We start from the raw sequence: 26,228 nt of genomic DNA, 5'->3' as shown, positions 1-26,228 counted from the left end.
GCATCGCCCCGGACGGCTTCAAGGAACAGCATCATGAACACGAGTTCGCAGGACAGCGCCCTGTCCTCCCTGCGGCACTGGCTGGATCAGCGCCAGGACCGTGTGGCGGCCCTTCAGGGCGACCTGACCGCCTTCCGCGCCCTGGGCCCGGAAAACGGCGGCGAGGGCGAGCTGGCCAAGGCCCTGTATATCGAAGACTGCCTGCGCGCCTGCGGGGTAGGCGACATCCGCCGTCTGGATGCCGCCGACCCGCGCGTGCCCTCCGGGCTGCGCCCCAACGTGGTGGCCCGCATCCCCGGCCGCTCCTCCCGGACGCTCTGGCTTTTTGCCCACATGGACGTGGTGCCGCCCGGCGATCCGGCCCTGTGGCATTCCGATCCCTGGCAGGTGGTCCGGCAGGGCGACCTGCTCATGGGGCGCGGTGTGGAGGACAACCAGCAGGGCCTGGTGAGCATGCTGCTGCTGGCCGAAGCCCTGCACGCCTGCGGCATCACGCCCGAGCGCAGCCTGGGCCTGGTGTTCATGGCCGACGAGGAATGCGGCAACGACTACGGCCTGGCCCATGTGCTGGAACGCCACGCCGCCCTGCCGGAAGAGCAGCGCTTCCTGCGAGCTGACGACCTGTATATCGTGCCGGACTCCGGTTCCCCCACGGGCGCGGACATCGAAGTGGCCGAAAAATGCCTGTGCTGGCTCAAGGTCGGCATCAGCGGCGTGCAGTGCCATGCCTCCACGCCCCACAAGGGCCGCAACGCCTTCGTGGCCGGCGCGGCCGCCGTGCTGGCCTGCATGGAGCTGCACAAGGACTTTCCCCGCCGCGACGCCCTGTTCGACCCGCCCTGCTCCACCTTCGTGCCCAGCCGCCACGATGCCAACGTGCCCAGCGTCAACATCCTGCCCGGACATGACCGCTTTTATGTGGACTGCCGCCTGCTGCCCGGTGTGGAGCCCGAACATGTGCTGGACGCCGCCCGCCGTCGCCTGACGGCCGTGGCCGAACACCACGGCGTGGGCATCGACGTGGCCATCGACCACTGCCAGCGCGCCTCGGAAACGGCTGCGGACAGCCCCGTGGTGGCGGCCCTGCGCCGTGCCGTCACGGACATCTATCAGGTGGAGGCCCGGCCCGTGGGCATCGGCGGCGCCACCGTGGCCGCCCTGCTGCGCCGGCAGGGCCTGCCCGCCGCCGTATGGAGCTGCATCGACAGCACCTGCCACCAGCCCGACGAACATTCTTCCATCACCGCCACCCTCAAGGACGCCCAGGTGTTTGCCCATGTGCTCATGCAGCGCTGAGAACCGTTTTGACTGTATCGTGACAGGCGGCGGCCATGCCGGTTCCGAGGCCGCCGTGGCCCTGGCCCGCCTGGGCCTGCGCGTGCTGCTGGTCTCCGGCAATGTGGACCGTCTGGGCTACCTGTCCTGCAACCCGGCCATCGGTGGTCTGGCCAAGGGCCACATGGTGCGCGAGATCGACGCCCTGGGCGGCATGATGGGCCTGTGGGCCGATGCCGGGGGCATCCAGTTCCGCACCCTCAACATGAGCAAGGGCCCGGCCGTGCGCGCCACCCGCGCCCAGATCGACCGCGAGGCCTACCAGAAGGTCCTCAAGAAGACCCTGTTCTCCACGCCCGGCCTGCGCATCTGGCAGGACTCCGTGACCGAGGTGCTGGAAGAGAACGGCCATGCCTCCGGCGTGCGCACGGCTCAGGGCCTGACCTTCCATGCCCGGCATGTGCTGCTCACCACCGGTACCTTCCTGGCCGGCCTCATCCACATCGGCCTCACGCATCTGCCCGGCGGCCGTCTGGGCGATGCCCCGGCCACGGGCCTTTCCGACAGCCTGCGCCGCCTGGGCCTCACGCTGGGCCGCCTCAAGACCGGCACCACGCCGCGCCTGCTGCGGGCGTCCATCGACTTTTCCAGGCTGGAGGAACAGCCCGGCGATACCCCGCCGCCGCGCTTCAGCTTCCGTGGTCCCGGCCCGGTGCTGCCGCAGGTGCCCTGCCACATCACCTGGACCAACGAGGCCGCCCATGCGGCCATCCGCTCCGGCTTCGACCGCTCGCCCCTGTTCACCGGGGTCATCCAGGGCACGGGCGCCCGCTACTGCCCCTCCATCGAGGACAAGGTGGCCCGCTTCCCCGAACGCGAACGGCACCAGATCTTCCTGGAGCCCGAAGGCCTGGACAGCCCGGAGGTCTACGCCAACGGCATCTCCACCAGCCTGCCGCTGGACGTGCAAGAGGCCATGCTCCACGCCATCCCCGGCCTGGAGCATGCCGTCATGGTGCGCCCCGGCTACGCCATCGAATACGATTACGCCAACCCCGTGCAGCTGCACGGCACCCTGGAGACCAAGGCCCTGCCCGGCCTGTGGCTGGCGGGCCAGATCAACGGCACGTCCGGCTATGAAGAGGCCGCGGCCCAGGGACTGTGGGCGGCCCTGAACATCGCCTGCCGGGAAAAGGAGCTCGACCCCTTCGTGCCCGGACGCGATTCCTCGTACATGGCCGTGCTGGTGGACGACCTGGTCACCTCCGGCACCGAGGAGCCCTACCGCATGTTCACCTCGCGGGCGGAGCACCGCCTGCTGCTGCGCGAGGACAACGCCGACGTGCGCCTGACCCCGCTGGGCCGCAAGATCGGCCTGGTGGGCGAGGAGCAGTGGCGCCTCTTCAACGACAAGATGGAACACGGCCACGCGGTGCGCCGCCTGCTGCAGCAGGTGCGCGTCCAGCTGTCCGACGGCGAAGAGGCGGAGCAGGCCGCTCCGGCAACGCCGGAAGAGACGGAGCTGCGTACCGCGCTGCGCGGCCGGACCCTGGAAGAGGCCCTGCGCCGTCCCGACATGGATCTGGAACGCCTGGCCCGCCTCTCCGCCCCGCTGGCCGAAGCCCTGGCGGATCGCGACCCGCGCGATCTGGAGACCGTCCAGGTGGACGTCAAATATGCGGGCTATCTGGAGCGCCAGCGCGAGCTCATCGCCCGTGCCGCGCGTCTGGAATCCGTGGAGCTGCCCGCCGATCTGGATTACCGGCAGGTGGCGGGCCTTTCCCGCGAGGTGGAGGAAAAGCTGGACCGCGTGCGGCCCCGCAACCTCGGCCAGGCCGGGCGCATCTCCGGCGTGACCCCGGCGGCCGTGGGCTGTCTGGAGATCCATCTGCACAAGCTGGGCCTGCTGCGCGGCAGGCGGCAGTCCCTCTGATACCTTTCCCGGGACCTGCGGCCCAGCCGCGGGTCCCCTTTTTTGTGCCGCGCATCTTTGCCCGGCAAACGGAGGATGCGCTGTTGACGTTGGGGAATGTTCCCCGTTATCCTGCGAGGACGGGGGCCCTTTGCGCCTGAGCCTCCGGCCCGCGCTGCGCACACGGCGGGAAAGCATGGTCCTCCTGCCCCGGCGCGGCATCCGTTCCCGCGGCCGCCCGGACGCGTCCACGGCAAGGCGGGGCCAGCCCGCCGCCTTCGTGGCCCGCGTTCCCTGCGGCGTTCCCCTCACCCCAGCCCGTGCCGCGGCACGGCGACATCTTTGCCCGGCGCCGGCGCGGCGCGCAGGCAAAGCCCTTCTAGGAGGCTGTTTTGGACGGTGGTTCCGACTGTCATAGTAGCAATGGCACCATCTGGTCGCGTCTGGCCCGCTTTTTCGGACGCGAAGACGATGAATCCCTGGAAAAAGCCATCATCGAGGCCCGGGCCGAAGGCGAGGTGGAGCCCGACGAGGAGTCCATGCTCCTGGGCATCCTGCGCTTCAACGACCTGCAGGTGCAGGACACCATGACGCCCCGCACCGACATCGACTGCGTCCCCGAGGACATGCTCCTGCCCGAAGTGGCCAGGGTCATCGTGGAGTCGGGCCACTCCCGCATCCCTGTCTTCCGCGACACCCGCGACAACATGGTCGGCATGCTCCACGCCAAGGATATCCTGAGCTGCCTGCTGGACCCCAAGATGGCCGACCAGCCCGCCAGCGCCATCATGCGCGAACCGTTCTTCGTGCCCGAGACCAAGCCCATCCGCAACCTCCTGCAGGAATTCCGCGCCAGCAAGCAGCATATCGCCATAGCGCTGGATGAATACGGCGGCACCTCGGGCCTGATCACCATCGAAGACCTGCTGGAAGAGATCGTGGGCGACATCGAGGACGAGCACGACGCCCCCCGCGAGGAGGACATCCGTCCCCTGGGGGCCCATGTCTACGAACTCACGGGCCGTGCCCTGCTGGAAGACCTGGAAGAACTGGGCGTGGACCTCAGCTCCGACGAGGTGGACACCATCGGCGGCTACCTGAGCATGGAAGCTGGCCATGTGCCCGCCCCCGGCGAGGTCTTCACCCTGCGCGGCTGGCGCTTCGAAGTGCTGGATGCGGACAAGAAGCTCATCCGCCACCTGCGCATGGAACCGGCCCGGGAAAACACGCCCGAGGCCCCTGAAACGGAAGCCTGAGATGCGTGACGCCTGGTTGCGTTCCACCCCCCTGGGCCCCGGCCTTGCGGGGGCTGCGGCGTTGTGGCTGTCGTTCCCCAACGGCTGGATCTCCCTGCCGCCGCTGGCCCTGCTGCTGCCCCTGTGCCTGGCCCTGCTGGGCACGTCGGCGCCCTCGGCGGGCGCGGCCCTGCGCCGCGGCTGGCTGACCTCCATCGCGGGCATGGCGGCCGTGCTCTACTGGCTGACCATCCCCATGGCCACCGTGGGCAACCTGCCCCTGGCCCTGGCGGCGGTCTGCGCCCTGCTGGTGGCCACCTGCCTGGCCAGTGCCGGCGGCCTGTTCTGCCTGCTGGCCCACGCCCTGCGCGGACGCGGTCCGCTGGCGCAGGCCTGGCTGCTGGGCCTTGCCTGGTATTTTCTGGAATACGCCTACGCGCTGGTGGCGGGCTTCCCCTGGCTGCCCCTGGGCGGTGCCCTGGCGGCCTGGCCCCTGTGGATACAGGCGGCCGACGTGACGGGCGCCTACCTGCTGGCCGGCCTGTGGGTCACGGTGATCCTCTGCCTGCGGCACTGGCGCCGGCCCGCCTGTGCGGGCACCGGTCTGCTGCTGGCGGTCCTGCTGCTGGGCTACGGCGCCTGGCGCCTGCACACCACGCCGCTGGAGAGCGATCCCCGGGGCGGGGACAGCGTGGCCGTCCTCTTCGCCGAGGGCAACATCGACCAGAACCAGAAGTGGGTGCCCGTCTACCAGCGCCGCACGGTGGAGACCTATCTGCGCCTGACGCGGGCGGAACTGGCGCGCCACCCCGGCGAAACGCCCCTCATCGTCTGGCCCGAGACGGCCCTGCCCTTCAATTTCGACAATAACGGCATCCTGTCCGCGCTGGTGCGCAACCTGGCCCGCCAGGCCCGGAGCCCCCTGCTGACCGGCGTCCCCGGCTTCCAGCATGACGCGGCGGGCAACATGCAGGTCTTCAACCGGGCCCTGCTCCTCGATCCCTCGGGCGGCACCGCGGGCCATTATGACAAGGAGCACCTCGTGCCCTTCGGCGAATATGTGCCGGAGTGGCTCAACTGGAACTTCCTTGCCGACCTGCTCCAGGAGGTGGGCGTCTACACGCCCGGCCATTCCGCCGCGCCCCTGGTGCACGGGGACCTCCGCCTGGGCATGCTCATCTGCTATGAGGCCATCTTCCCCTGGCTGGCGCAGGCCCGTGTGGAGCACGGCGCCAACGTGCTGGTGGACATCAGCAACGACGGCTGGTTCGGCCGCTCGCCGGCGGCGCTCCAGCATCTGTACCTCGCCTCCCTGCGCGCCGTGGAGCAGGGCCGCTGGCTGCTGCGGGGCACCAATACCGGCATCTCCGCCATCATCGACGCCCGCGGCCGCGTGACCGTCCGCGGAGGCCAGTTCGAAGAAGATGCCCTCTGGGGGCGTTTCCGTCTGCAGCAGGGGGCCACCGTCTATCACACGCTCGGGCCCTGGCTGCCGCTGGCCGCCGGACTGCTCTGGCTCGGCATCTTTTGGGGCACGCGTCGCCCCTCACCTTCAACCCCCCGATAGTTCCCATGTTGCAACTCAGTGATCTTCGTGCCCGTTGCCAGCCCCTCGACCAGCGTTTCGACAACCTTTGGGGGCGTCTTTGACGTCGCGGCCAGCGAACAGCGCCTTGCCGCCATCGAAACGGAACTTTCCCGCCCCAACGCCTGGGACAATCCTGAAGCCCTGACCCCCCTGCTGCGCGAAAAACGCCGGCTGGAGGACGAGGTCTCCCGCCTCAACGCCCTCAAGACCTGCCATGACGACATGCACGAATGGCTGGAACTGGCTGTGGAAAGCGACGAGGACGAGGCCCTGGAATCCCTGGCGAAACAGCAGGACGCCCTGGACGCCCTGCTGGACGAGACGGAGCTGGTCATGCTGCTCTCCGGTGAGGAGGACAACCAGGACGCCATCCTGGAGATCCACCCCGGCGCGGGCGGCACGGAATCGCAGGACTGGGCGGAGATGCTGCTGCGCATGTACACCCGCTGGGCTGCCCGGCGCCACTTCACCGTGGAAGAGCTGGACTACCTGCCCGGCGATGAAGCCGGCATCAAGAGCGTGACCCTGCGCATCTCGGGCCCGCATGCCTTCGGTTTCCTGAAGAGCGAACGCGGCATCCACCGCCTGATCCGCATCTCGCCCTTCGATGCTTCCGGCCGCCGTCACACGTCCTTCGCCTCCGTGGACGTCATGCCCGACGTGGGCGACGACATCCAGCTGGACATCAAGGAGACGGACCTGCGTTTCGACACCTTCCGCTCCAGCGGCCCCGGCGGCCAGAGCGTGAACACCACCAGCTCCGCCGTGCGCGTGACCCACATCCCCACGGGCATCTCGGCCCAGTGCCAGAACGAGAAGTCCCAGCATCACAACAAGGAATCGGCCCTGCGCATCCTCAAGGCGCGCCTGTACAACCTTGAGCTGCAAAAGCGCGAAGCCGAACGCGCCGCCCAGTACGCGGGCAAGGACGCCATCGCCTTCGGCAGCCAGATCCGCACCTACACCCTCCAGCCGTACCGCCTGGTCAAGGATCACCGCACCAACAGCGAATGCGGCGATGTGGAAGCCGTCCTGGACGGCCAGATCGACCAGTTCCAGCATGACTACCTGCTCTACAGGCACGAGCAGCAGCGCTGACGTCAGTCCCCATGCCCCGGAAAGGTGAGTACGCAACACGGGTATTTTCCTCACCTTTCCGGCATATTTTCCTGCCATTTTCAGCCCTGCAACTTTACCTCGCCCGGCAAAAAGGATAGGATTCCTTATCATAACGACTGGCAGCCTTTTTATTTACGCTCTCCTTTCACCGACGAGGAGGAACGATGAACAAGAGCGAACTCATCAAGGCCCTGGCAGAAGAAAGCAATCTTCCGTTCGATGATGCGTCCTTGGTGGTGAACACTTTCATTGATGCGATGAAGGATTCGCTTATCGCTGGCGACCGTATCGAAATCAGGGGGTTCGGGAGCTTCAAGATCAAGGAATACAGCGGCTATGCCGGACGCAATCCCAAAACCGGCGAAAGCGTCTCCGTCGTGCCCAAACGCCTGCCCTTCTTCCGTGCCGGGAAGGAGCTCAAGGAATATATCAACCAGTAACCGCCGTCCCATCTAGCCCAGTTCCAAGGAGTGGACCATGCAATTTTTCGGTGCCCTGACCGCCCTCGTCACGCCGTTCAAAAACGGCGCCGTTGATGAAGCCGCCTATCGCGAATTCATTGAATTCCAGATCAGTGAGGGAATCCACGGCCTTGTGCCTTGCGGCACCACCGGCGAATCGGCCACGCTCTCTCACGAAGAGCATGAACGTGTCATCGAGATCTGTATCGACCAGGTCAAGGGCCGGGTGCCCGTCCTGGCCGGTGCCGGTTCCAACAATACCATCGAAGCCATCCGCCTGACCCGCTTCGCCAAGAAGGCCGGGGCCGACGGCGCGCTGCTGATCACCCCCTATTACAACAAGCCCACCCAGGAAGGCCTGTACCGCCACTTCAAGGCCATCGCCGAGGCGGTCGACATGCCCCTGGTCCCCTACAATGTCCCCGGGCGTACCGGCACCAACCTGCTGCCCGCCACCCTCAGCCGCCTGGCCCATGACTTTCCCAATATCGTGGGCGTGAAGGAAGCCACCGGCGACATGAGCCAGTGCAGCCTGATCATGGAGCAGTGCCCCAAGGGCTTCAGCCTGCTTTCCGGCGACGACTTCACCGCCCTGCCCCTGATGTCCATCGGCGGCAGCGGCGTCATCTCCGTGACTTCCAATATCGTCCCCGGCAAGGTGGCCGCCATGTACAATGCCTTTGCCAAGGGCGACATCGCCACCGCCATGGGCATCCATCATGACCTCTTCGTCCTGCATCAGGCCATGTTCATGGAAAGCAATCCCATCCCGGTCAAGACCGCCCTGGCTCTCATGGGCCGCATGACCGGCGAGATGCGCCTGCCCCTCTGTCCGCTGACCGACGAGCACCTGGAACGCCTCAAGGGCGTCCTGGCTTCCAAGGGACTGCTTGCCTAGTTCCGGCATAACGTCTTGCGAGCCCCGCTCCGGCGGGGCTTTTTTTTGCCCTGTGAAGGCCCGCCCCTTCCCGGCATGCTTATGCCCGGGGCCGGGGAGCGGCCTGCCGGGCGCGTGTCCGCCCCCCGTCCGCAGGGAGGCAGGCCTTCCGTGCCTCCGCCCCGGCCCGTCCGGCCTTGCCGCTGCTTGCCTTCCCCCTGTCCTGCTGCTAGCATGATGGCGTTTCCCATACCGTGCCGAGGAGAGCAGCCATGACCGATTCCCGTCTCGATCCGACAATCGTGCAACGCCTCATGCAGGCGCTGGAGGCGGACACCGCCGCTGAACTGGCCCGGGCCCTGGGCCTGCCCCTGACGGATGTGGAACAGGCACTGGCCAAAGGCGAGATCCCGGATGCCTGGGTCCGCATCTGCGCTGCGGAAACAGGCTGCAATGCCGACTGGCTTTTCTTCGGCCGCGGCCCCATGCGCCTCCCGCTGGTGGAATCCGGCGCCATGCCCGCCTGCCTCATGCTGGAAGATGCCGATGACGATGTGGACATGATCACCGTGCCCCTGGTGGTGGCCCGCCTGTCCGCCGGTTCCGGCAGCCTGGAGGTCAGCAGCGAGCAGGAAGGCGGCTATGCCTTCCGCAGCGACTTTTTGCACCGCAAGGGCAATCCCCGCCGCATGGTGCTCATGCGCGTCTCGGGCGACAGCATGGTGCCCGAGATCCAGGACAACGACCTCGTCCTGCTGGACCAGGGCCAGACCGAGATCGTCTCCGGCCGCCTCTACGCCATCGGCTTCGAGGATGCCATCTACATCAAGCGCATCGACCTGCTGCCCGGCCGGATCGTCCTGCACAGCACCAATCCCGCCTACCCTCCCGTGACCCTCGACCTGAGCGGCGACTGCGCCGAACAGTTCCGCGTCATCGGCCGTGTGCTCTGGTCCGGCCGCGAATACCGCTAGCTGCGTAGACCGGGCCATATTTTTTCTATGCCGCATGAAAAATCAGAACCACCCGCAAAGCGGGTGGTTTGCTCTGGCCCTATAAGGGCCTATTACCGGCTGCGCCTAAAGACGCTGGCTTTCACGTTGTTCAAGCCCAGTGCCCTTGCCGCCTTGACTACCCCTTAAAGGGGTCTTGATATTCGCGTGATGTCAGCTTGTCTCTTATAATATCGTGGCGTTCCTGATCCTGGATATACTTTTTAATCGTTGCCTCATTAAGCCCCACCGTACTGACATAATATCCTTCGGCCCAAAATTTTCTGTTGCCGAACTTATACTTAAGGTTTGCGTGTTTATCGAATATCATCAATGAACTTTTCCCTTTCAGGTAGCCCATGAAATTTGCCACACTGATTTTAGGAGGTATGGACACCAGCATGTGGACATGATCCGGCATCAGATGCCCTTCCAGAATCTCAACCCCTTTATATTTGCAGAGACATTGCAAAATTTCTTTTATACTTTCACGAAGCTGTGCGAAGATTATTTTCCTTCTATATTTTGGAGTAAAGACGATATGATACTTGCACAACAACTTCGTATGTGCTAAACTATGAGCCTTAGTTTTCATAACAAAAACACCTTTCCGTTAACGTTGCGATGGGCTTGAACAACTTCATCGTATCGGAAAGGTGTTTTTGTGTGTATAACGTATTGTCTCCACCCGCATAGCGGGTGGTTTTTTTGATGCGCGCCGTCAAAAATCCCCTTGGGGAAGCGTAATAACATGCGCAACATAGTATTTCATAGGATGCAACATAATTGCAAAAGGCGAGGTCGTTGGACCCCGCCTTTTTCTATGTGCGCTCAGCGAGCACGGCTGTCAGCCTGCTGCGGCTGATCTCGTAATATTCCGGCGACAGTTCCATGCCGATATAACCCCGGCCAGTCCTGATACAGGCCTCCCCTACGCTTCCGCCGCCCATGAACGGATCTAGGACAGTAGCCTGTGCAGCGGCCACGGCAAGCAGATTTTCGATCAGGGGCACGGGTTTGCTGGTCAGGTGAACCTTTCGTGCAGCAACTACCGGATAAGAGTACACGCCCGGAAGACATGAGCGAGCATGCTCGATGATGCGTCCCTTGGAGGCAAATAGGACATATTCGCACTGTTGCCGGAAACGGCCCATTTGCGGGCGAGCGCTGCGCTTGTCCCAAGGCACGATGCCCAGCCATTTCCACCCTGCGGCTTGTACGGCGTCGCTTAAGGCCGGAAGCTGTCTCCAGTCCGTAAAGACCATGAGCGGCGCACCATCGCGGGCAATGCGCCAACATTCTCCAAGCCACAACGTACACCACATGGCCCAGCTATGCTGGTCTTTGGCATCGCCAAGCATCGGAGGGTACCGACGTTTTACCCCGCTCAATTGGTATTTTTGCGCCGGGTCGGCCTGTCGTGTACTCAGGGAGACACCGCCGCTGGAGTACGGAGGATCGGTCAGGACAGCGTCCACGGAGCCGCTCTTCAGCGTTGTCAGGATAGCCAGCGCGTCACCTTGGTATAGAGTGACGTTGTCCGCCTGAAAGCGTGGAACCATAAAATTTCCCCAGTTAGAGCTCGCGGCCCTCAATAACGGGGCTCATGGCCCTCAGATAGTTTTATCTGATTATCTTTACAGCCCATCAGGCATCTGCCGTTTGGGATACGGAAGAATCGGCAGGCGAAGGCGCCGGAGCCAATCCGTTTTCAAGAAGCGGATGTAACGATATTGGCGCAGCATGATCTTTCGTGCCCTGTCCAAATTGGCCCGCAGGTATGCTCCACGTTTGTTGCCCTGCCTTTTGGCTGTGGCCAGTATATTGTGATAGACCTCGCCGTCCAACGCGTAAAACGGACTCTCATGGCATCCAAGATACAAAAATGAACACGCCTGATAGACCACGCCCAGGCCCTGGCAGCGTTCGTCCGCATAGGACTGTACCCAGGCCACGGACGGGCAGGCGCGGCGGATGTATTTCAAGCTGTAGCTGATCGCCCGGCTCTCACTGTTGCGCGGGGCATCGTCCGACAGCCACATACGGTTGAGTTCCAGGTATTGTCCTTGTGTAGTGTTTGCCACCACTTTGCCAGCTCTGGCCGGATTGAGGGCATAGCCCCATTGCAGGACGCCAACGATGGCCCCTTCGAGAAAAACTCCCAAGTTTACGTAACTATTGTTGACAACGCTATGGCTGTAGTGTTCGCGCCGGATAATTTCACGGGCTGTAGCACAGGGGATTTGGGCTACAAAATAATCGGCCGTGCCGAACCCTTGCACCCCTGTTGCTCCCATGATGTAGCCGGGCGGCCCGGCCAGGGGGGGCAGCCAGTCGCTCAGGACCGGCGGATGGTATGGTCTGCGGTTTGTGGCCATAGTGCCTCCATAGGAGAGGCTCCATGGCCTGCCTGATCGGGGCGCGTGGCCCGCAGGAGGTGATATGCCCCACAGCGGGGGCATTTATGCTCAAGTGATGCTTCAACTATCCAGCCTCTGGCCAGAAGTTTGCCGCAATGGCGGCAACGGATCTCGGTAAGTTGCTCCTGTTTCATGGTATGCAATCATGTTGCGCCCCATGATATAACCGCCTATACTGATGACGTCTCTCGCCGAGACTTCCGACAAGGCGGATACTCTGCGGATAGAGGGTCGTTTTTTCTATCCGTGGGGCCGTGGCGGGCTTGTCAGGCCCGTCGGTGGGGGCGTTGCGGCGCCCCCGCCACTGTCAAATCTTGTCGAGTTTCAGTCCTGGCGCGGCGTTGACCGCTTTTTTCCGAAGCCTGTAGCGTGTGTGCTGATAGACACGCAGCAGCGTGGTCGGGTCAGCATGGCCCATGACCTCCGCCACCGCTTTCACGTCCGCGCCATGCTCAAGGGCTTCCGTGGGCATGGCATGGCGCAGGCTGTAGGGCGTTATGCGCCGCGTGATGCCCGCCGCCTTGCGGGCCTGGTGCCACGCATGGCCTATGCATCGCACCGGCCGTCCCTGCCAGTGAATAACCCACGGACAGGCCAGCTTTTCGTCTTCCTCTCTCCACTTCCGCAACAGGGGCAGGATGTCGTCCCGGATGGGGACGATCCTGCTGTCGTCCTTCGCGCCCTTGGCAGCGTTGGGCATCCTCATATAGCCCGCCGCCAGATCCACATCCGCCCATGCAAGCCGAAAAAGCTCGCTGGGGCCGATACGCGGCCCGGCCGCCATGCCCAGGACAATCACACGCCGGATATGCGGCGCGGCTACCTTATACATGCGCGCAGCCTCGGCCCGCGTGGGCGGATCGATGCGCCGTGCCCTGGGGCGGTGCAGCCGGAAACCCGCCAGAGGCGACGCGGGCAGGCGGCCCGTCTCCACTGCCCAGGCCAAGACGGTACGCCACAGGCGGACGCGGTGGTGCGCTGTGGTGGCCATGACGCCGCGTGTTTTCTGGACCGCCAGAAACTCCCGTACTTGATCCGCCCCCACCCGGCGGGCCTGCCAGCCCCCGAACAGGGCCAGAAGCTGGTTGAGGTGATGCCGGGTACTGGTGCGGGTCACGTCCCGCGTGATCTGGTGGGCCAGATAGTCCTCTGCCAGTTGGCGGGCCGTCATAGTGGTCCGTTTGTGTTTTGTTGCCATATGGCCTCCTTGTGGGAGGCCTATAGCATACCCTCCAGCCTAGCCATGAGCGCCTGCGCTTGGTTGGGGCTCATGCGCGGGCCATGGTGCCCTTCAAGCCGTATCCACCAGCGTGTGGCATGGCAGTTCTCGGCCCGGACCTGTCCGCCCGCTGTGGCCACCAGCCCCCGGCAGACACCGGGCAGCCAGTTGGCGGGGCGTAGCAGGCCGCGCAGGTCCTCGTCGTTCCATGCCTGGCCCAGATGGGCCAGCCAGTCTCGTGCCATGATGTGCCAGCCATGCCAGAAACGGGGCTGATCAAACACGCAGCCCACGGCCTCGATGCTGCCGCCGTGATGCGCCCAAGATCCAAAGGACCGCACATCAAAGCGGTCCGGAGCGCACCAGTTGCGGATCAGGCAGCCACGCAGCATGACCCGCATGCCGGACTGCGCTTCCGGTCCCCGCCGCCCGAAGTCCTCGAGGATACAGTCCTCGAAAATGACGGTCTTGCCGCGTTCAACGTTCACTTTATCCGTATCCCCGGAGCCGCACAGCACCAGCTTGGCCGCGCCCCGGATGACACAGCGTCGAAAAACGGCACTGCTGCCCCATACCACGCCCACAGCCTCATCCAGCTGCCCCAGCGGGCAGGCGGACAGGTCGATGAGGCAATCCTCTACCAGCCAGTCCTGCCCGTTGCTTATATCCAGGCCATGCCCGCTCGCGTCCGGAGCGGTGATGGTCTGGCCCGCCAGGCTATACGTCATAGTCCACGACCACGGCCTGCACGGCCTCTACGGTCTCGGCGGCATCCACGGCGGCCAGCAGCTCGTCACGGCGGGCGGCGTGCAGAGCCTGCACATACGCCAGCCCCTCCGCATCCTCTACGGCCAGAAGGGCCGCGCCCACGGCTACGTCCTGCGCAGTAGGGGCGGTGGAGGGCATGGTCAGGGAGGCCGCCAGAGCAGCGTCGTAGCCGTTCTGGATCTCGCTTTGCTTGGCGGACTTGGCATCGGGGAGCGCACGGGCGGCAGCCTCCTCGGTGGCTTTCTTCTCCAGGCGTGCTTTTTCCGCCTGCCAGAGCTTCACATACGGCACGACCTGCTCGTCATAATCTTCAGCAGTCAGCGGCTTGTTGGGGCCATCCGTCCACTCGGTATGGCCAGTGTCACCGTGCCATTGCAGGGCATGCAGATTTGTCGGGGCGTCAAACGGGAAAACGAGGGCCGCGCCGTCGACGATGATCAGATTATCGGCGGGAACTACGGTAACTTGAGGCATAGGAAAGCTCCTGGTTATGCCGCATGGCGGCGATTAAAAATGTCTATCCGGCACTGTCGGCGCCACGACGTTGAGCGTGGAGCAGCTGGCTGGCCACACACATAACCTTTACGGATCTGCTTTGGAGGGCAGCAGCGCCAATCGAAATGTATGCCGACTAGACGACGCCTACGGTCCGAGCCAAAAGACAAGACAGACCGGTGGTTCTCAGCCTCACACCCATAGTCTGTCTGGGGTCAGCTCCGAGGCTGCCGACAGCCTGCCGCCGTACTATGCCGGGCATTATGTGATCCGCGTCTGAGCCCCGGTAGACGCGGGGTTGAGGGTGGTGGCCGGGTGTATCCGGCACTGTCGGGGACACCACGCTGTCCATCGAGCAGATGACAGCGCATGCCCACCAATGGCGTCATGTCCAAACATGGATTTCTGGGGAAACGCATGCTGATGGCGTTACAAAAAATGGCAACATCAATGGCGATACGCACGGAACCACAACTACCGTAGGCGGCTCTCAGCCCCATACCCATACGCTGGACGGTGCATCTGGAGAAGCCAACGGCCTGCCGCCGTACTATGTACTGTCGTACGTCATGCGATGCGCATGATCAGCGCAAGCGCATAATATGGCGGCAAGCTATCCACCTCTCCAGACGCCCCGGAAAGTGTATGTGTGTGGGGCTTAGACCCTCCAGTCGAAGTCGTAGGGATTTGGGATCTGTTCTCCGTAGACTCTCGATACGATGCGCCACTCGCCTCCCAGGCCCCACCGTTACCAATGGTATATTTATGCGTATGACTGGCCAGCTGCTCCACCGTGAGCGTGGTCTCGCCGACAGTGCCGGATAGACTGTGGGCATGCGTCTCCGAACCGCCAGTGGAGCCGGCTTTGTGGTCTTCCGACGCACCCAAAATAAACCGCCCTTGCAAATTCGGCACAGAGCCGCCCTGACCATCACTACCGCCATCACATTTGACCCAGTTCTCGCGGGGTTCGGACTCGCCAGGCATAATGGCACGGCGTCCGTCACTGCCGCCAAACGTAACTCCGTCAACGGCAATAGGGACTCGCTTCGGGAAAACAGACCAGGGATCAATACCTGTCAGGCTGATGGTCCCGTCTTCGCCGATATCGATATTGGCACCGCCTTTGACGAGCCCGACCGTTTCGTTGGTAGCGATGGGAACTTTGTCGCTGATCAGCTTGCCGATGGCCTGGAAGAGCTGGGTCAGGTCTTCGCTGCTGGGCGTGAGGCCTGCCTGTTTGATGACATGCAAAAGCTCCCGCTGGCCCTGCTCAATGGCAGCCGCGGGTACGGGCGAGCCAAGGATGCCGAGTTCCGGGTTGCCGTCGACATAGTGGGCTTCTTCGCCCTGGGCTTCCTGCCCGATGGGGGGCGCGTATTTCATGCTTATTCCTCGTATCCGATGATGAGTACCGTATGGGCCGGGGCGTAAAGGCGCAGCAGGCATTCCAGATCTTCCCGGCGGGCAAAGTCCAGCAGGCGTTCCCCCGGCACACTGGCCCCGCAGCGAAAGCGCAGCACACGCTGCCCCCTGACCACCACGGACCAGACGAAGCGCACGTCGTGGTCGCCGTTGAGGCGCTGGCCACAGCGGGAAAGCCCGGTCAAAAACGGCTTGTACTCCGTCACATGGATGGAAAGCCCCAGCAGGGCCGCCAGCTGCTGAAAGTAGGCGATACGCTGGCCCCCGGCGCCGGTCAGCTGGGCTACCACGGCCGCACGGCGGGCCTGCAAGGTACTGTCCCAGGCGATGGCGCAGTCTCCGGGCAGGCCGCAGACGCGCTCCCAGTCGGGCAACAGCTCCGCGGACTGCCGTGGATCGGATTCCCGTACCAAGGCGCTGCTCCGGCTCTCCGTGCGGCCGTATTCCCGCGCCAGACCGTCCAGCAGGCGGCCCCAGACGCTGTCCGGGTCTGTGGGCAGGGCCTGACCCGGCGGCTGCAGGGCAAAGAACTGCTCGCGGTAGGACACTATGCCTCCTCCCAGGTGATGCTGCCCGGCACGGCGATCTTGCCGGTGGGAATCTGGATATTCTGGGTGGGAGACAAGAGAACGTGGTCTTCCTCGCCTTCAGCACCGGAAATGGCCTCGTTAAGGCGGGAGATGACGACCGTGCCGCCGGGCACGGCATCGCGACGCAGGACGGCCCAGACGGCCTCGGCCACCACCACGCGAAGCCGGGGATTGTCCGGGCTGATGCGCAAATCAAGGCTGACGGGCTCCGGCACGGGGGCCACCACATAGACATCCGCCGTGACCGGCCGCAGACCGTCCAGATGATCCGCAACGCGCTGCACGTCTTCCGGCTGGGGGATGCCGTTTTCATAGGCATCATCCATCATGAAGCGCACGGTCACGGAGCCGCGGCCCATCTCGCCCGGGTAGCACCAGGCGCGGGTCACGCCCGCCACCTCCAGTGTCCAGGTAACGTAATCGCGCGCGGCCCCGCCCGACGGCAGGGTGCGGATGCGCGACAGCAGGCGTGTGCGCAGGGAGGCATCCGTCTCCGCTGCCGCGCCGCCGGTGATGTTGCCGGAAGCTGCGGCCCGGGCCTGGACGCCTGCCACCGGTATGGTCAGCTGCAAGGGCGTTGCGTCGGATGCATTGCCGTCCGGCCCGGCCTCCACAGCCTCGATGGCCGCACGGGCCGTACCGTCTTCGATCCAGGCATCGGCCAGGGTCACGTAGATCTGCCCGGACGGGCTCTGTACTTCCGTACCGGTGGGGATGGCGGCACCATCCTCGCCGCTGAAAGCGGCATACCCGGCTGCCTGTATGGCGGTCCGGCGTGTGATGCCCCAGATGGAGGCCCAGCGTTCCAGATGTTCGGCCTCGGCCGTATCCGGCATGATCTGCCGGGCCAGCCAGTCCAGATAGCCGTACAGGCCGTGGGCCACGCCGCCCTCCATGCGGGCCAGGATGGCCAGCAGGCGGCGGCGCAGCCAAGGCTGGCCGTCAAGACGGCTGTCCATATCGGCCTGGATGCGGGCAATGAGTTCCTGAAGGGAGGGACGTTCAAATGGCATGGACACATCATGCCCGGAGCGTCTGTAAAAATCTGGTGAGGATTCTCACAAAAAAGCCCGGTAAAAACCGGGCCATGCTTCAGTCGTTGCGACGCGGGAGGCTTCAGACGGACAGAGGAAATGTTTCCCGGTATTCGCTGGTGTCGGGCAAGGTGATCGTCACCTCAAGCGCAAGCCAGCCAGACCTAGGGCTGGAGGCCGTGACGCTGACAGCTGTGGCCACACCGTCTTCCACCAGCCAGGCGAGGGCTTCTTCAGCATAGTGCCGCGCCCTTTCCAGTACGCCGGCAAGCTGCTTTTCACGGGAAAGCAGCCAGAGACGGGAACCGATACGGTCCCCGGAGGCGCTGCCTCCGCCGATGCCGTAGTCGGTCATGGGTGCCACGGTGTCTGCCCACCAGCCGCGCCTGTCATCGCTGCCATTGGGTAGGATGTCGTCATCGTTTGCCCTCCTGTCCAGGAACAGGGACAGGATGACGGCCGTGCGCAAGCTGTCTTCGGCCACTAGATCCCCGGCCTCCATGCCGCAATCCGGCCCGGCCACGTCCAGAGGAGCAGGAGGCAGCAGAGCCAGGTCATTGACGCGCATCATTGCGGCGCCCCCGTGGTGCCGCCGGAATCGCCGGGATGGGTGTGGTGGGCGGTGGAGATGCCTTCGGCCGTCACATCGCCGCTGGCGGTGATAGTGCCCTGTTGCGTGGTATTGCCGGTGATGGCCATGTCGGCAGCAATATCCGCCGTGCAGCCGCCCGATCCTCCGCCAAGGCCAAAGGACGGCGTCTCATAGCTGACGCTCTGCGAGGCTTTGACCGTGTAGGTCTTCGTTTCCACCGTGGCATCCTCTTGGGCATGGATGGTCAGATGCAAGGTCTCGATCTCAATATGCCGGTCCCGTTTGAGGGTGATTTTGTCGCCCTCGTCGGTATAGATGCAGACCTCGCCGCTCTTGAGACCGGCCACACGCACGCCGCGGTTGCCGAAGTTCACGCCCACGCAGGCGCCGCGCTGTCCGGCCACATTGAGGACCACACCTTCCGCGCCCGGCAGGGGGTTGGAGGTGAAGCCATACGGCTCCATATGTTCCACTCCGTCCATGACCTCGTCGGCCAAGATGCTCACCTGCACGCTTTGCAGGCCTGTCCCGGAATTGACGGCCAATAGCACGGCACGGCCAACCAGGGTGGCCATGCGCCGTTGCAGGGAGCGCAGGAGGCGCCCGGGGATCATTGCAGCCATAACGAGGCCTCCTTGCCTTTTTTGCCCTTTGCCCCTTTGGGCATCTCGGGCAGCAGTTCATAGGCTTCCTTGGGGGACAGGGAAAGTTCCGTAAGGCAGCCCCGGTCGTCCATGTGCCAGCTCACATTGACGATGAGCCAGGTGGCCATGGCCTGCCCGCTGCTGTCCAGGATGTCGGCCAGACGATTGGGCTGCCAGAGCTCCGTCCCCGCATACCAGCCGTTGACCAGCGCCCGGGCCTGATGCCCCTTGCCGTAGCGCACGGCAACTTCGTGGCGGGCGCGGGTGGTGGCGCTGCCGAACTCCTCCTGTTCCGCGATGACGGTCAGGGGGCGGTAGCGGGGCACGTTGGGATCGGTGGCCGTCCCCTTGGCCTGGGCATTGCCGGGGCCGTCCCAGGTATCGGAACCGGCGGACTGGCCTTTGACAGTAACTTCCGAAAAGCGATCCTTCATGCTGGAGGACAGAGCAAGGCGCAGCAGATTGCCGCCCATCTGCAAAGCGGCGGCCGCCTTGTGTGTGCCGGCGCGGGTGATGACCAGACGGCCGTCGCCGTCGCTGGTGAGCATGACGGCATTGGCCCGCGCCAGCCGTTCCAGCATCTCGAAACAGGTCTCGCCTTCTTCGGTCTTGAAACCGGGTACGGCCTTGTTGCATTCCGCTTCCACCATGACCTCGATGCCGAACAGTCCGGCCCAGCGGCGGGCCAGCGCGGGCAGGTCCGCGCCCTTGAGTTGCAGGGAGGGCGGGCAGCAGTCCACAAGATCCGCCGTTTTGTCTCGTCCGGAGACGCGATACTCGTGGGAGGTGGCGCTCCAGGAGACTTCCACATCATCCACATAGCCCGTGATGACGGCCCGGCCGTCGATGGTCACACGGCAGGCGGCCCCGGCCTTGATGCCGCGCGGTTCATTTTGCTGCGGCCAGCGGTCGGTGACGGACAACCTGAAGGTCCCGGCGCACTGCTCCAGGCCCCGGCTGATATCTATGGATTTCCAGCCGCCGTAACGCCGGCCGTCCACCTCCAGGATAATGTCGGGCTTGCGGCTACTCACTCAAGACCTCCAGCGGGGTGCCGCCCGGTACGCGGCCGGGATGGCGGATGCGGTTACGGGACACGATCTCATCGGCACGCCCGGCATCCGCATGGATGCGGTAGGCGGCCACCAGCGCGGGCACGGTGCCCGGCAGGGTCACGGCACGCACGCGCGGCAGCTCCGCGCCGCGTGTGGTCAGGTCCGTCACTACGGCCCGGCGCAGCTCGGCAAGCCCCAGAAAGACGGCATCATCAGCCGCCGGCTCGATGGTATCCAGGCCTTCCACCACGGCATCCCGATCCGCCAGAGCGTCGTCGGCCGTGGCGTACTCCGCGTGGGCCGTGGATGCGGCGGCCTCTATGACCACTACCTGGGCGACGGTATCGCGGATCACGCGCTCGGCTTCGGTGGTGATGGAAGCACTGCCGCCCAGGATACTTTCCAGCGGCGCGGTGCCTTCCCCGGATGCGATGCTGAAGGACGCATCCGGCACGGGAGCAGCCAGGGCTTTTTCCCCGCTCTCATTGCCGAGCAGCCCCCCGAAGAGCCCCACCAGGGCATTGAAGAAGGCCGCGGGCGTGGAGATCAGGCTTTGAACATAGGCAAGCCCTTCCGCAATAAGGCTTTGGGGCAGGCCCAGGTATTCCATGGCAAGGCTTGCCGCGTCATTGAGCGCCGTGACAGCTTTGTCGATCTCGTCCAGGGCGAGCGCGAAGGCGGATAAAAAACTGTTCTTCAGGGCTTGCCGGACACTGGAGGCGGCCGAAGCGACCCCCTTGGCCGTATCGGCGGATGAGGTGGGGTTCGCGAGCTGTCCGGCTTCCCGAAAGCGGATATCCAGTTCAAGCAGCCCCCCGCGCTCCATGCTCTCGCGCAGGCGGTAGTCGTCCACCACCACACTGACCTCGCCATGCCAGGGATGCACCAGCTCGCCGGGGCCGTAGGCTTCCAGGGCCTTGAGCACGTCCGCCCGGGCCGAGGCGTAGTCATACGTGCGGCCCTGGATGATGTAGCCGCGCACCGAAAACTCCCGCGCCCGGCGGCCCAGGTCCTCACTGTAGGGCGTATCCCGCAACGGGTACTCGTGCAGCACCACACGGCGACCGCCCGAGGCTTCCACATCGTCCACCTCGAAACGGGCGCCCCGGAAGGAGGCCTCGCGCAGGTTGCTGAAAAAGCTGCGGGCACGCATGGCTTACTCCATCATCTCGTCGGCTATCTGCCGGGAATAGGACAGGCCGCTGTCGATATTGCCGTTACTGGACCGGATGGCGGCCTGGGCATTGCCCGTCACGTTGACGTCCACAGCGATGCCGCCCGTGGGGATGGCGGCGACGACCTGCTGCATGGAGGTCAAGAAAGTCTGCATCGTTTTCTGCAGGGCCGGGTTTTCACCTTCCCCAACGCCGAGCCAGTTTTTGACGGTGGAGACTAGGCTTTGTCCAAGCTCCGAGCCCAAGATGCCCCCGGCCACACCTCCCACGACACCACCGGCGGCAGCGCCGAAAGGTCCGAGAAAACCGCCAAGGAACGCACCCGCCTTGGCGCCGGCCGCCGTGCCCGCCCAACCACCGGCAAGGCCGCCGGCCGCGTCCGTAGCGGCGTCGACCTTTTGAGCCATGGTGGCATCGGAATCAAAAAGGACCGGTGCCACTGTCGCGGCCGCAGTCAGCACAGCCGCGCCCCGGCCCGCGCTTTTGGCCCCGTCAAGCTGTGCCCCGGAGACCGTTTTGCCCTTGCCGGCCTTTTTTCCGCCTGGAGCCCCCGGAGCTGCGGGAGCGCCACCCGATTGGCCCAGCATGGCCTCACGGGTAAGGCTCATCTGTTTGTTGACCACATAGACGGGCAGCGGCAGCTTGAGCCCGGCAAGCCCAGCCTGCCGGGCCACGGTGGAGACAAGCCCGCCGGCCGCCTTGCTGCCCAGGCGGGAAAGGCCCATGCCCGCCAGCTTGAGGGCGCCATATCCGGCCACGCCCGCAGCGGCCGCACCGCCCAGCAGTTGCTTGCCGGACAGGCCTTTGTCGTCCAGGAGCATGGCGATGCCGCTTGCGATGGCCTCATTGAAGGGCCTGGCGAAGTCATCAGCGGCCTGGGAAAGCGCCGCCTTCAGGCGTCCCACCTGGTCCACACTGTTGTTGATGGCGTCCGGCAGGTCGCGGGCGATGGTGCCGGATGCGCCCTCGATCTCCGCGTTGAGCTTGTCCAGATTGTCTAGCACACCGGCGCTGAACAGGTAACGCAAGCCCCGCTGGGTATCTAGGTCCGTCTTGGCGAAGGCCTGGGAAAAGGCCTTGTCCCGTTCGGCATCGGTCTTGAACTTCTGGTACTTCTTGGCGATATCCCGCAAAACATCGAAGGCGGCCCGCCGTTCGCCTTTGGCATCATAGAATTTGACGCCCGTGACCTTGGCAGCTTCCTTCAGGTAGTTCTGGTTGGTGAACAGACGCAGCGTGGAGTCCACCAGCGTGGCCAGGCGCTCCGGCTCTTTCTCCATCTGGGAAAGCTGCTCGATGAAGGCCAAGCTCTGGGTGTAGCTCAATCCGGCGCTCTTGGCGTTGACCCCCACGCGGGAAACGATGGAGGAAAGATCTTCCAGCTCCGCCTTGCCCAGACGTCCGGCCACGGTCATCTGGTCCAGCAGCTTGACGGCTACACCGGCCTTGGACAGATCAAACTTGAAGCTTTCCCCCACCACACTCAGGGCACTGGCCAGCTGTTCGCCGCTGGCCCCGGTGACGGCCATAGCAGGGTTGATGGCCTTGATGGATTCCAAGGCCTGCGCATACTCCATCCCCGAGGCCCCCAGGTCATCCAAGCCGGCCTTGAGCTTTTCGATGGGTTGACCCGTTCGCTGTGCCATGGCGAAGAGTTCGCGCCGGGCATCGACCGCCTGCTGTGCGGTCAGGCCCATGGTCTGGCTGGTACGCATCAGGCCCTTGTCCAGACGGGCGCTGTCCATGACAGCCTGGGCCGCCTTGTAGCTGACGCCCAGTCCGGCCAAGCCCGCGGCATAGCGCCCGGTCAGGGCCTCAAGACCTTTCCCGGCCTGGGCGGCCACACCATTGAGGCCCCCCAGACTGGAACGTATCTGCCGGGCCATGCCCGATATGGATGCAGAAAAGGCCTTGGCCCGGGTAATGAGATTACCGCCAAGATCAAGCGTGAAGGAGGTGCGCAGGTTCGCCACGATGCAATCCTATTTCACATAGTGCAAAAAACGGAGGAGCCTCTGGAGCGGCCAGGACGCCCCCTCATTCACCGGCAGCCCCGCCCGGCTGGCCAGCCGGGCCAGCAGCATCTCGAGACTGGTCGCTACCGGCAGCATTTCGCCCCCGGCCGGCTACTCCTTCCAGGCTTTTTTCCGCTCCCTGATCCAACAGGCGGGCGGCAAAGTTAAGGCTGTCCAGATCTCGGGCCGAGGCTTTGCCCAGATGTTCCAGGGAGAGCGGCCCATCGAACTTGCCGCCGTTATCGTCCTCCAGACGTGCGATCTGACGGCGCAGCAATTCCGCCCCCATGCGAGCCGGGGAGGAAACAAGCTCCAGGCCCGTAGCCGTGGAGACCAGGCGTTCCGCGGCTTCGGCCGCGGCCAGCACGGCCCCGGCATTGAGCTGGCGCAGCACGGCCGCCGTGTAGGTGGCAGAGCCCACCACAAGGCCGTCTTCAAGCTCGACGCGCACCTGGCCGCCTTCGGCCACGGTAATACCGTCCACAGGGGTAAAATCCTTCAGAGCGGGTTGGGTCATGGCTAGATCCTTTCGCACGAGATGGCGCTGAATTTGACGTTGATGGTGCCGTTTTCCGCGTCCAGTTCGCCCTGTTCGGTCACAAAGGCGCTGCGCAGGACGTACCGGTCTCCGGTATCGGACTCATAGACCACGGTGGCGTCCCTGATGGCATTGATGGCCGTCAGGTCCGTATCCCGGGTGTGATAGACGGAACACTCCAGTTCCGGTTCCTTGGTCTTTTCGGCAAAACCATGCACTTTGCCGCCGCCCACTTTGGCCTCGCGCGTGACGCCGCCGGGGTTCAGCTTGGCACCGTCTTCGGTGCGCCATTCCTCGCCGTCCACACGGATGACGGCCTTGCCTGTGATCTGCGGCATGGCTTACTCCTTTCCCCCGGCTTCACGCCGGTGGATCTCGTCCAGGGTGGCGCCGGGATGGCCGCCCTCGGCGTGAATGACGAGCACTTCCAGATTTTCGTCATCCAGCCCGATACACACCTCGGAAACCGCGGCCAGATCCAGGCCGAAGGTGGTCTTGTCGTCGTACATGACGGGCATGTCCGGCGGCAGTCCGGCCAGTTTTTCCATAAGTTCTTTGACGGTCATATGCGTCCCTCCTTACAGGACAAAGCGGGTCAGGCAGGCGAAGATGCGGAACTGGTTGACCAGATCCGGCGGGGCCAGCACGTCCACGCGGTTGCGGTCGTCCGCATTGCGTTCCACGATGAGCTGTTCCTTGAAGGTCTCCACGTTCTCCACCAGGCCCTTTTCTTCCAGCTCGCGCATCAGGGCGATGAGTTCCGCCCGGATGACCGAGGGCGTGACCACGGCATTGCCCGGCCCGTAGGCCGTACCGTCGTCAGCCAGCTTGTGGCGCGGGAACTTCTGCTGGATGCGGGCGTTGACGGCATAGCGCCAGTAGCCCAGGGTGGCCACGGTCTGCACGTCAAGATACGAGGGATCGGGCGAGCCCCAGGCATTGGTCTGGTACATGGTCACTTCACGTTCAATCTGCACCGTATCGTCGCTGGCGATGCGATAGGTGGCGATGCCGTCATAAAGCAGGATATTGCGCTCTTCCATGCTCCAGCGTTTTTCCCGGGGCGGCGCCATGACGCCCACAAGCTCAAGGGTCTGCAGGGGCCGCGCCGGGTCATTGGCCAGCGAGGTCGCGGCCTGCAGGGCATAGGCGGCGGCCACGTTCCAGGGCGAGGTGGGGATGGAGCCGATGCCCATGCAGCTCACCAGCTGCGAGTTCCCGGCATTGCCGTAGGTGGAGGTCTCGGACAGGGTGCCGCGATAGGCCAGAAAAGCCTGGCATTCCTGCTGGCGCAGGGGGCCGAACTGCGCGTCCAGCCATTCTTCCAGCAGCACACGGCCGTCCTTCTGGTTCCAGGGCAGCACCAGCGCCTTCCACCAGGTATCGCCCATGGCGGCGATGATGCTTTCCATGTCCGGGTCAGCCGCGCCCGAGGCCATTTTGCCGCAGGAAGCGGTAAGGCCCGCAGGGAAGCTGTCGTCCGTGGACAGGTTGACGGCCAGGTCGATGTCGTTGCCCGTGGCGCCCTTCCATTTGCATGTCAGGGTCAGCACACCGGGCGAGGCGTCCTTGACCGCGGCGGTGACGGGCAACTCGCCGTCGGCATTGACGGCCTGCACCACGCGTTCCACGGTGGCGGCCAGCTCTTCACCGCCTACGGCCTGCACACGCACGCGCCTGCCGCCCACATAAAGGCACAGCACGCCCGTGGCCGTACATTTGCCGGACAGGGTCACTTCGCCGGTAGCGGCCACAGCGGATTCATCGTCCGGCACGGCCATGGCCCAGATCTCCAGCATGGTGCTGTTGCGCTTGGCATAGCGCACCATGTCCGCGATCTGGCTGCCCTGGCCCCACAGGCGGGCCGCCTGGTCCGCGGTGTTCATCAGCACGGGTTTGAGCAGCTCGCCCGCGCAGTCGGCTTCGGCCTGTCCCAGCAGCAGGACGCGCCACTCCATGACCGGCGTGCCGGACACGGCTCCGGAGTTGTCGAACTCGATATAGGTGAGCGGCACGCGGATATCCGCGGGGATGGCATTGAACGAGACAGCCATTATCCTTCCTCCCTGTCATCGGCGGGCCGGACAGGGACCGCCGTATGGGTTATGCTCACGTCGCCGTCCTTCCGGCGGCGCAGCCAGTAGGCACGATGCGGTCCCCAGGGAACCACGGCCCCGGCGGGCGGCAGGATCTCGCCCGTATCGGGCCGCCGCACCACCAGTCCGGCGCGAGGGGTGATATGTCTACACATGCGGGTCCTCCTTTGCGGCCAACGGGCCGGGAAGATGCGTTTCGATGGTCACAGGGCCATCCTTTTTTTCGCGCGTATAGCAGCGCAAAAAGTCGTCCAGATCCGGCCGGGCGATGACGTGGGAAACGTCCAGGGCCTGCTTCCAGGAGACGGTCCACAGGGCCACATTGTTGGATGCCTGGTCACCGCTGGTGAGATTTGCGGCCCGCACGCTCTCCGGACGCATGCAGTCCAGGCCGAAGCGCTGGTCCGCCACCGCGGCCATGACCAAGGCTGCCAGCACCAGCACGGCGCTGTCCGCGGGCTGGCCGTCACAGCCGGGACCGGAGACCAGGGACAGACCCACATTGATGGTCACATAGGGGCTGCGGCCCACAAGTTCCGCGCCGTCCGCGCCCAGGATCTCCACGCCCACTCCGGGAGCGGCCAGACACAGGCGTCGCATCTCCGCATCGTCCAGAGAATTGCCCAGCTCGCAGACCGTGACGGAGGGCGGCAGATGTTCTCTCAAATGGGCCGCGATGGCGGCCCGGTACTGGTCAAGCATG

General features: G+C 64.6%; 29 protein-coding genes. 8 read left to right on the top strand and 21 right to left on the bottom strand.

Features of this window, described 5'->3' with window-relative positions:
- Nucleotides 1-33: 33 nt before the first annotated feature.
- The 8 genes from DESPIGER_RS01050 to DESPIGER_RS01015 all read left to right on the top strand — a co-directional run bounded on the left by DESPIGER_RS01050 (nucleotide 34) and on the right by DESPIGER_RS01015 (nucleotide 9,441).
- Complete coding sequence (locus DESPIGER_RS01050; RefSeq protein WP_072331919.1) at nucleotides 34-1,296, top strand: M20 family metallo-hydrolase; 1,263 nt, start codon at nucleotides 34-36, stop codon at nucleotides 1,294-1,296.
- Complete coding sequence (gene mnmG, locus DESPIGER_RS01045; protein ID WP_072331917.1) at nucleotides 1,277-3,208, top strand: tRNA uridine-5-carboxymethylaminomethyl(34) synthesis enzyme MnmG; 1,932 nt, start codon at nucleotides 1,277-1,279, stop codon at nucleotides 3,206-3,208. Before DESPIGER_RS01050 ends, mnmG begins: the two co-directional genes overlap by 20 nt.
- A 371-nt stretch (nucleotides 3,209-3,579) precedes the next feature.
- The gene (locus tag DESPIGER_RS01040; protein ID WP_072331914.1) at nucleotides 3,580-4,443 is read left to right on the top strand and encodes a hemolysin family protein; all 864 of its coding nucleotides are present in this window, start codon (nucleotides 3,580-3,582) and stop codon (nucleotides 4,441-4,443) included.
- A 1-nt stretch (nucleotide 4,444) separates the two neighbouring features.
- Nucleotides 4,445-5,989: an apolipoprotein N-acyltransferase gene (gene lnt / locus DESPIGER_RS01035; RefSeq protein WP_072331911.1), complete on the top strand. Its 1,545-nt coding sequence runs from the start codon at nucleotides 4,445-4,447 to the stop codon at nucleotides 5,987-5,989.
- A 5-nt stretch (nucleotides 5,990-5,994) separates the two neighbouring features.
- Nucleotides 5,995-7,108, top strand: a protein-coding gene (gene prfB / locus DESPIGER_RS01030; RefSeq protein ID WP_173783277.1) for a peptide chain release factor 2 whose coding sequence is annotated in 2 segments (ribosomal slippage) — nucleotides 5,995-6,069 and nucleotides 6,071-7,108 — 1,113 coding nt in all. Because the reading frame shifts where the segments join, the coding sequence is not laid out codon by codon here.
- 185 nt (nucleotides 7,109-7,293) lie between these two features.
- The gene (locus DESPIGER_RS01025; RefSeq protein WP_006004403.1) at nucleotides 7,294-7,569 is read left to right on the top strand and encodes an HU family DNA-binding protein; all 276 of its coding nucleotides are present in this window, start codon (nucleotides 7,294-7,296) and stop codon (nucleotides 7,567-7,569) included.
- A gap of 37 nt (nucleotides 7,570-7,606) precedes the next feature.
- Nucleotides 7,607-8,488, top strand: coding sequence for a 4-hydroxy-tetrahydrodipicolinate synthase (gene dapA / locus DESPIGER_RS01020; RefSeq protein WP_072331905.1), 882 nt, complete (start codon nucleotides 7,607-7,609; stop codon nucleotides 8,486-8,488).
- 251 nt (nucleotides 8,489-8,739) lie between these two features.
- Complete coding sequence (locus DESPIGER_RS01015; RefSeq protein WP_072331902.1) at nucleotides 8,740-9,441, top strand: LexA family transcriptional regulator; 702 nt, start codon at nucleotides 8,740-8,742, stop codon at nucleotides 9,439-9,441.
- A 157-nt stretch (nucleotides 9,442-9,598) separates the two neighbouring features.
- Here the strand turns inward: DESPIGER_RS01015 and tnpA are convergent, their stop codons facing one another.
- From tnpA to DESPIGER_RS00910, 21 genes are all read right to left on the bottom strand, one after another.
- Nucleotides 9,599-10,054 (bottom strand): IS200/IS605 family transposase, encoded by a 456-nt coding sequence (tnpA, locus tag DESPIGER_RS01010; protein ID WP_072331899.1) that lies wholly within the window; start codon nucleotides 10,052-10,054, stop codon nucleotides 9,599-9,601.
- Between the two features lie 226 nt (nucleotides 10,055-10,280).
- The gene (locus tag DESPIGER_RS01005) at nucleotides 10,281-11,021 is read right to left on the bottom strand and encodes a DNA-methyltransferase (protein WP_072331896.1); all 741 of its coding nucleotides are present in this window, start codon (nucleotides 11,019-11,021) and stop codon (nucleotides 10,281-10,283) included.
- Between the two features lie 75 nt (nucleotides 11,022-11,096).
- Nucleotides 11,097-11,837: a hypothetical protein gene (locus tag DESPIGER_RS01000; protein ID WP_231927597.1), complete on the bottom strand. Its 741-nt coding sequence runs from the start codon at nucleotides 11,835-11,837 to the stop codon at nucleotides 11,097-11,099.
- On the bottom strand, nucleotides 11,798-12,013 hold the full coding sequence (locus DESPIGER_RS00995; protein WP_072331893.1) for a Com family DNA-binding transcriptional regulator: 216 nt from the start codon (nucleotides 12,011-12,013) through the stop codon (nucleotides 11,798-11,800). Before DESPIGER_RS00995 ends, DESPIGER_RS01000 begins: the two co-directional genes overlap by 40 nt.
- Nucleotides 12,014-12,186: 173 nt before the next feature.
- Nucleotides 12,187-13,077, bottom strand: a complete 891-nt coding sequence (locus DESPIGER_RS00990; RefSeq protein WP_231927596.1) for a tyrosine-type recombinase/integrase — start codon at nucleotides 13,075-13,077, stop codon at nucleotides 12,187-12,189.
- Nucleotides 13,078-13,097: 20 nt separating this feature from the next.
- Nucleotides 13,098-13,826: a hypothetical protein gene (locus DESPIGER_RS00985; RefSeq protein ID WP_072331890.1), complete on the bottom strand. Its 729-nt coding sequence runs from the start codon at nucleotides 13,824-13,826 to the stop codon at nucleotides 13,098-13,100.
- Entirely contained in the window at nucleotides 13,816-14,340 is a 525-nt protein-coding gene (locus DESPIGER_RS00980; protein WP_072331887.1) for a hypothetical protein, read from the bottom strand. The genes DESPIGER_RS00985 and DESPIGER_RS00980 overlap by 11 nt, the downstream gene beginning before the upstream one ends.
- A 588-nt stretch (nucleotides 14,341-14,928) precedes the next feature.
- On the bottom strand, nucleotides 14,929-15,747 hold the full coding sequence (locus DESPIGER_RS00975; RefSeq protein ID WP_072331884.1) for a hypothetical protein: 819 nt from the start codon (nucleotides 15,745-15,747) through the stop codon (nucleotides 14,929-14,931).
- Nucleotides 15,748-15,749: 2 nt separating this feature from the next.
- Nucleotides 15,750-16,334, bottom strand: a complete 585-nt coding sequence (locus DESPIGER_RS00970; protein WP_231927595.1) for a YmfQ family protein — start codon at nucleotides 16,332-16,334, stop codon at nucleotides 15,750-15,752.
- Nucleotides 16,334-17,389 (bottom strand): baseplate J/gp47 family protein, encoded by a 1,056-nt coding sequence (locus DESPIGER_RS00965; protein WP_072331878.1) that lies wholly within the window; start codon nucleotides 17,387-17,389, stop codon nucleotides 16,334-16,336. The genes DESPIGER_RS00970 and DESPIGER_RS00965 overlap by 1 nt, the downstream gene beginning before the upstream one ends.
- Nucleotides 17,390-17,492: 103 nt before the next feature.
- Entirely contained in the window at nucleotides 17,493-17,981 is a 489-nt protein-coding gene (locus DESPIGER_RS00960; RefSeq protein ID WP_072331875.1) for a phage GP46 family protein, read from the bottom strand.
- Nucleotides 17,978-18,625, bottom strand: coding sequence for a phage baseplate assembly protein V (locus tag DESPIGER_RS00955; protein WP_083575234.1), 648 nt, complete (start codon nucleotides 18,623-18,625; stop codon nucleotides 17,978-17,980). The genes DESPIGER_RS00960 and DESPIGER_RS00955 overlap by 4 nt, the downstream gene beginning before the upstream one ends.
- Nucleotides 18,613-19,680 carry a phage baseplate assembly protein gene (locus DESPIGER_RS00950; protein WP_072331870.1) on the bottom strand — a complete coding sequence of 356 codons (1,068 nt, stop codon included), beginning with the start codon at nucleotides 19,678-19,680 and terminating at the stop codon, nucleotides 18,613-18,615. The genes DESPIGER_RS00955 and DESPIGER_RS00950 overlap by 13 nt, the downstream gene beginning before the upstream one ends.
- Complete coding sequence (locus DESPIGER_RS00945; protein WP_072331867.1) at nucleotides 19,673-20,854, bottom strand: DNA circularization protein; 1,182 nt, start codon at nucleotides 20,852-20,854, stop codon at nucleotides 19,673-19,675. The genes DESPIGER_RS00950 and DESPIGER_RS00945 overlap by 8 nt, the downstream gene beginning before the upstream one ends.
- Before the next feature lie 3 nt (nucleotides 20,855-20,857).
- Nucleotides 20,858-22,849: a phage tail tape measure protein gene (locus tag DESPIGER_RS00940; RefSeq protein ID WP_072331864.1), complete on the bottom strand. Its 1,992-nt coding sequence runs from the start codon at nucleotides 22,847-22,849 to the stop codon at nucleotides 20,858-20,860.
- A 64-nt stretch (nucleotides 22,850-22,913) separates the two neighbouring features.
- Nucleotides 22,914-23,408, bottom strand: a complete 495-nt coding sequence (locus DESPIGER_RS00935) for a hypothetical protein (RefSeq protein ID WP_072331861.1) — start codon at nucleotides 23,406-23,408, stop codon at nucleotides 22,914-22,916.
- Between the two features lie 2 nt (nucleotides 23,409-23,410).
- A complete protein-coding gene (locus DESPIGER_RS00930) occupies nucleotides 23,411-23,767 on the bottom strand; it encodes a phage tail tube protein (protein WP_072331858.1) in 357 nt (118 codons plus the stop codon).
- A gap of 3 nt (nucleotides 23,768-23,770) precedes the next feature.
- Nucleotides 23,771-23,995 carry a hypothetical protein gene (locus DESPIGER_RS00925; protein WP_072331855.1) on the bottom strand — a complete coding sequence of 75 codons (225 nt, stop codon included), beginning with the start codon at nucleotides 23,993-23,995 and terminating at the stop codon, nucleotides 23,771-23,773.
- 12 nt (nucleotides 23,996-24,007) lie between these two features.
- Nucleotides 24,008-25,483, bottom strand: a complete 1,476-nt coding sequence (locus tag DESPIGER_RS00920; RefSeq protein ID WP_072331852.1) for a phage tail sheath C-terminal domain-containing protein — start codon at nucleotides 25,481-25,483, stop codon at nucleotides 24,008-24,010.
- Complete coding sequence (locus DESPIGER_RS00915) at nucleotides 25,483-25,680, bottom strand: DUF2635 domain-containing protein (protein WP_072331848.1); 198 nt, start codon at nucleotides 25,678-25,680, stop codon at nucleotides 25,483-25,485. The genes DESPIGER_RS00920 and DESPIGER_RS00915 overlap by 1 nt, the downstream gene beginning before the upstream one ends.
- Nucleotides 25,673-26,227, bottom strand: a complete 555-nt coding sequence (locus DESPIGER_RS00910; protein ID WP_072331845.1) for a hypothetical protein — start codon at nucleotides 26,225-26,227, stop codon at nucleotides 25,673-25,675. Before DESPIGER_RS00910 ends, DESPIGER_RS00915 begins: the two co-directional genes overlap by 8 nt.
- Nucleotide 26,228 lies beyond the last annotated feature (1 nt).

It is taken from the genome of Desulfovibrio piger (genome assembly GCF_900116045.1).
Lineage (GTDB): Bacteria > Desulfobacterota > Desulfovibrionia > Desulfovibrionales > Desulfovibrionaceae > Desulfovibrio > Desulfovibrio piger_A.
The sequence above is the reverse complement of the archived record's forward strand: the minus strand, read 5'-3'. Positions and strand labels throughout refer to the sequence as shown.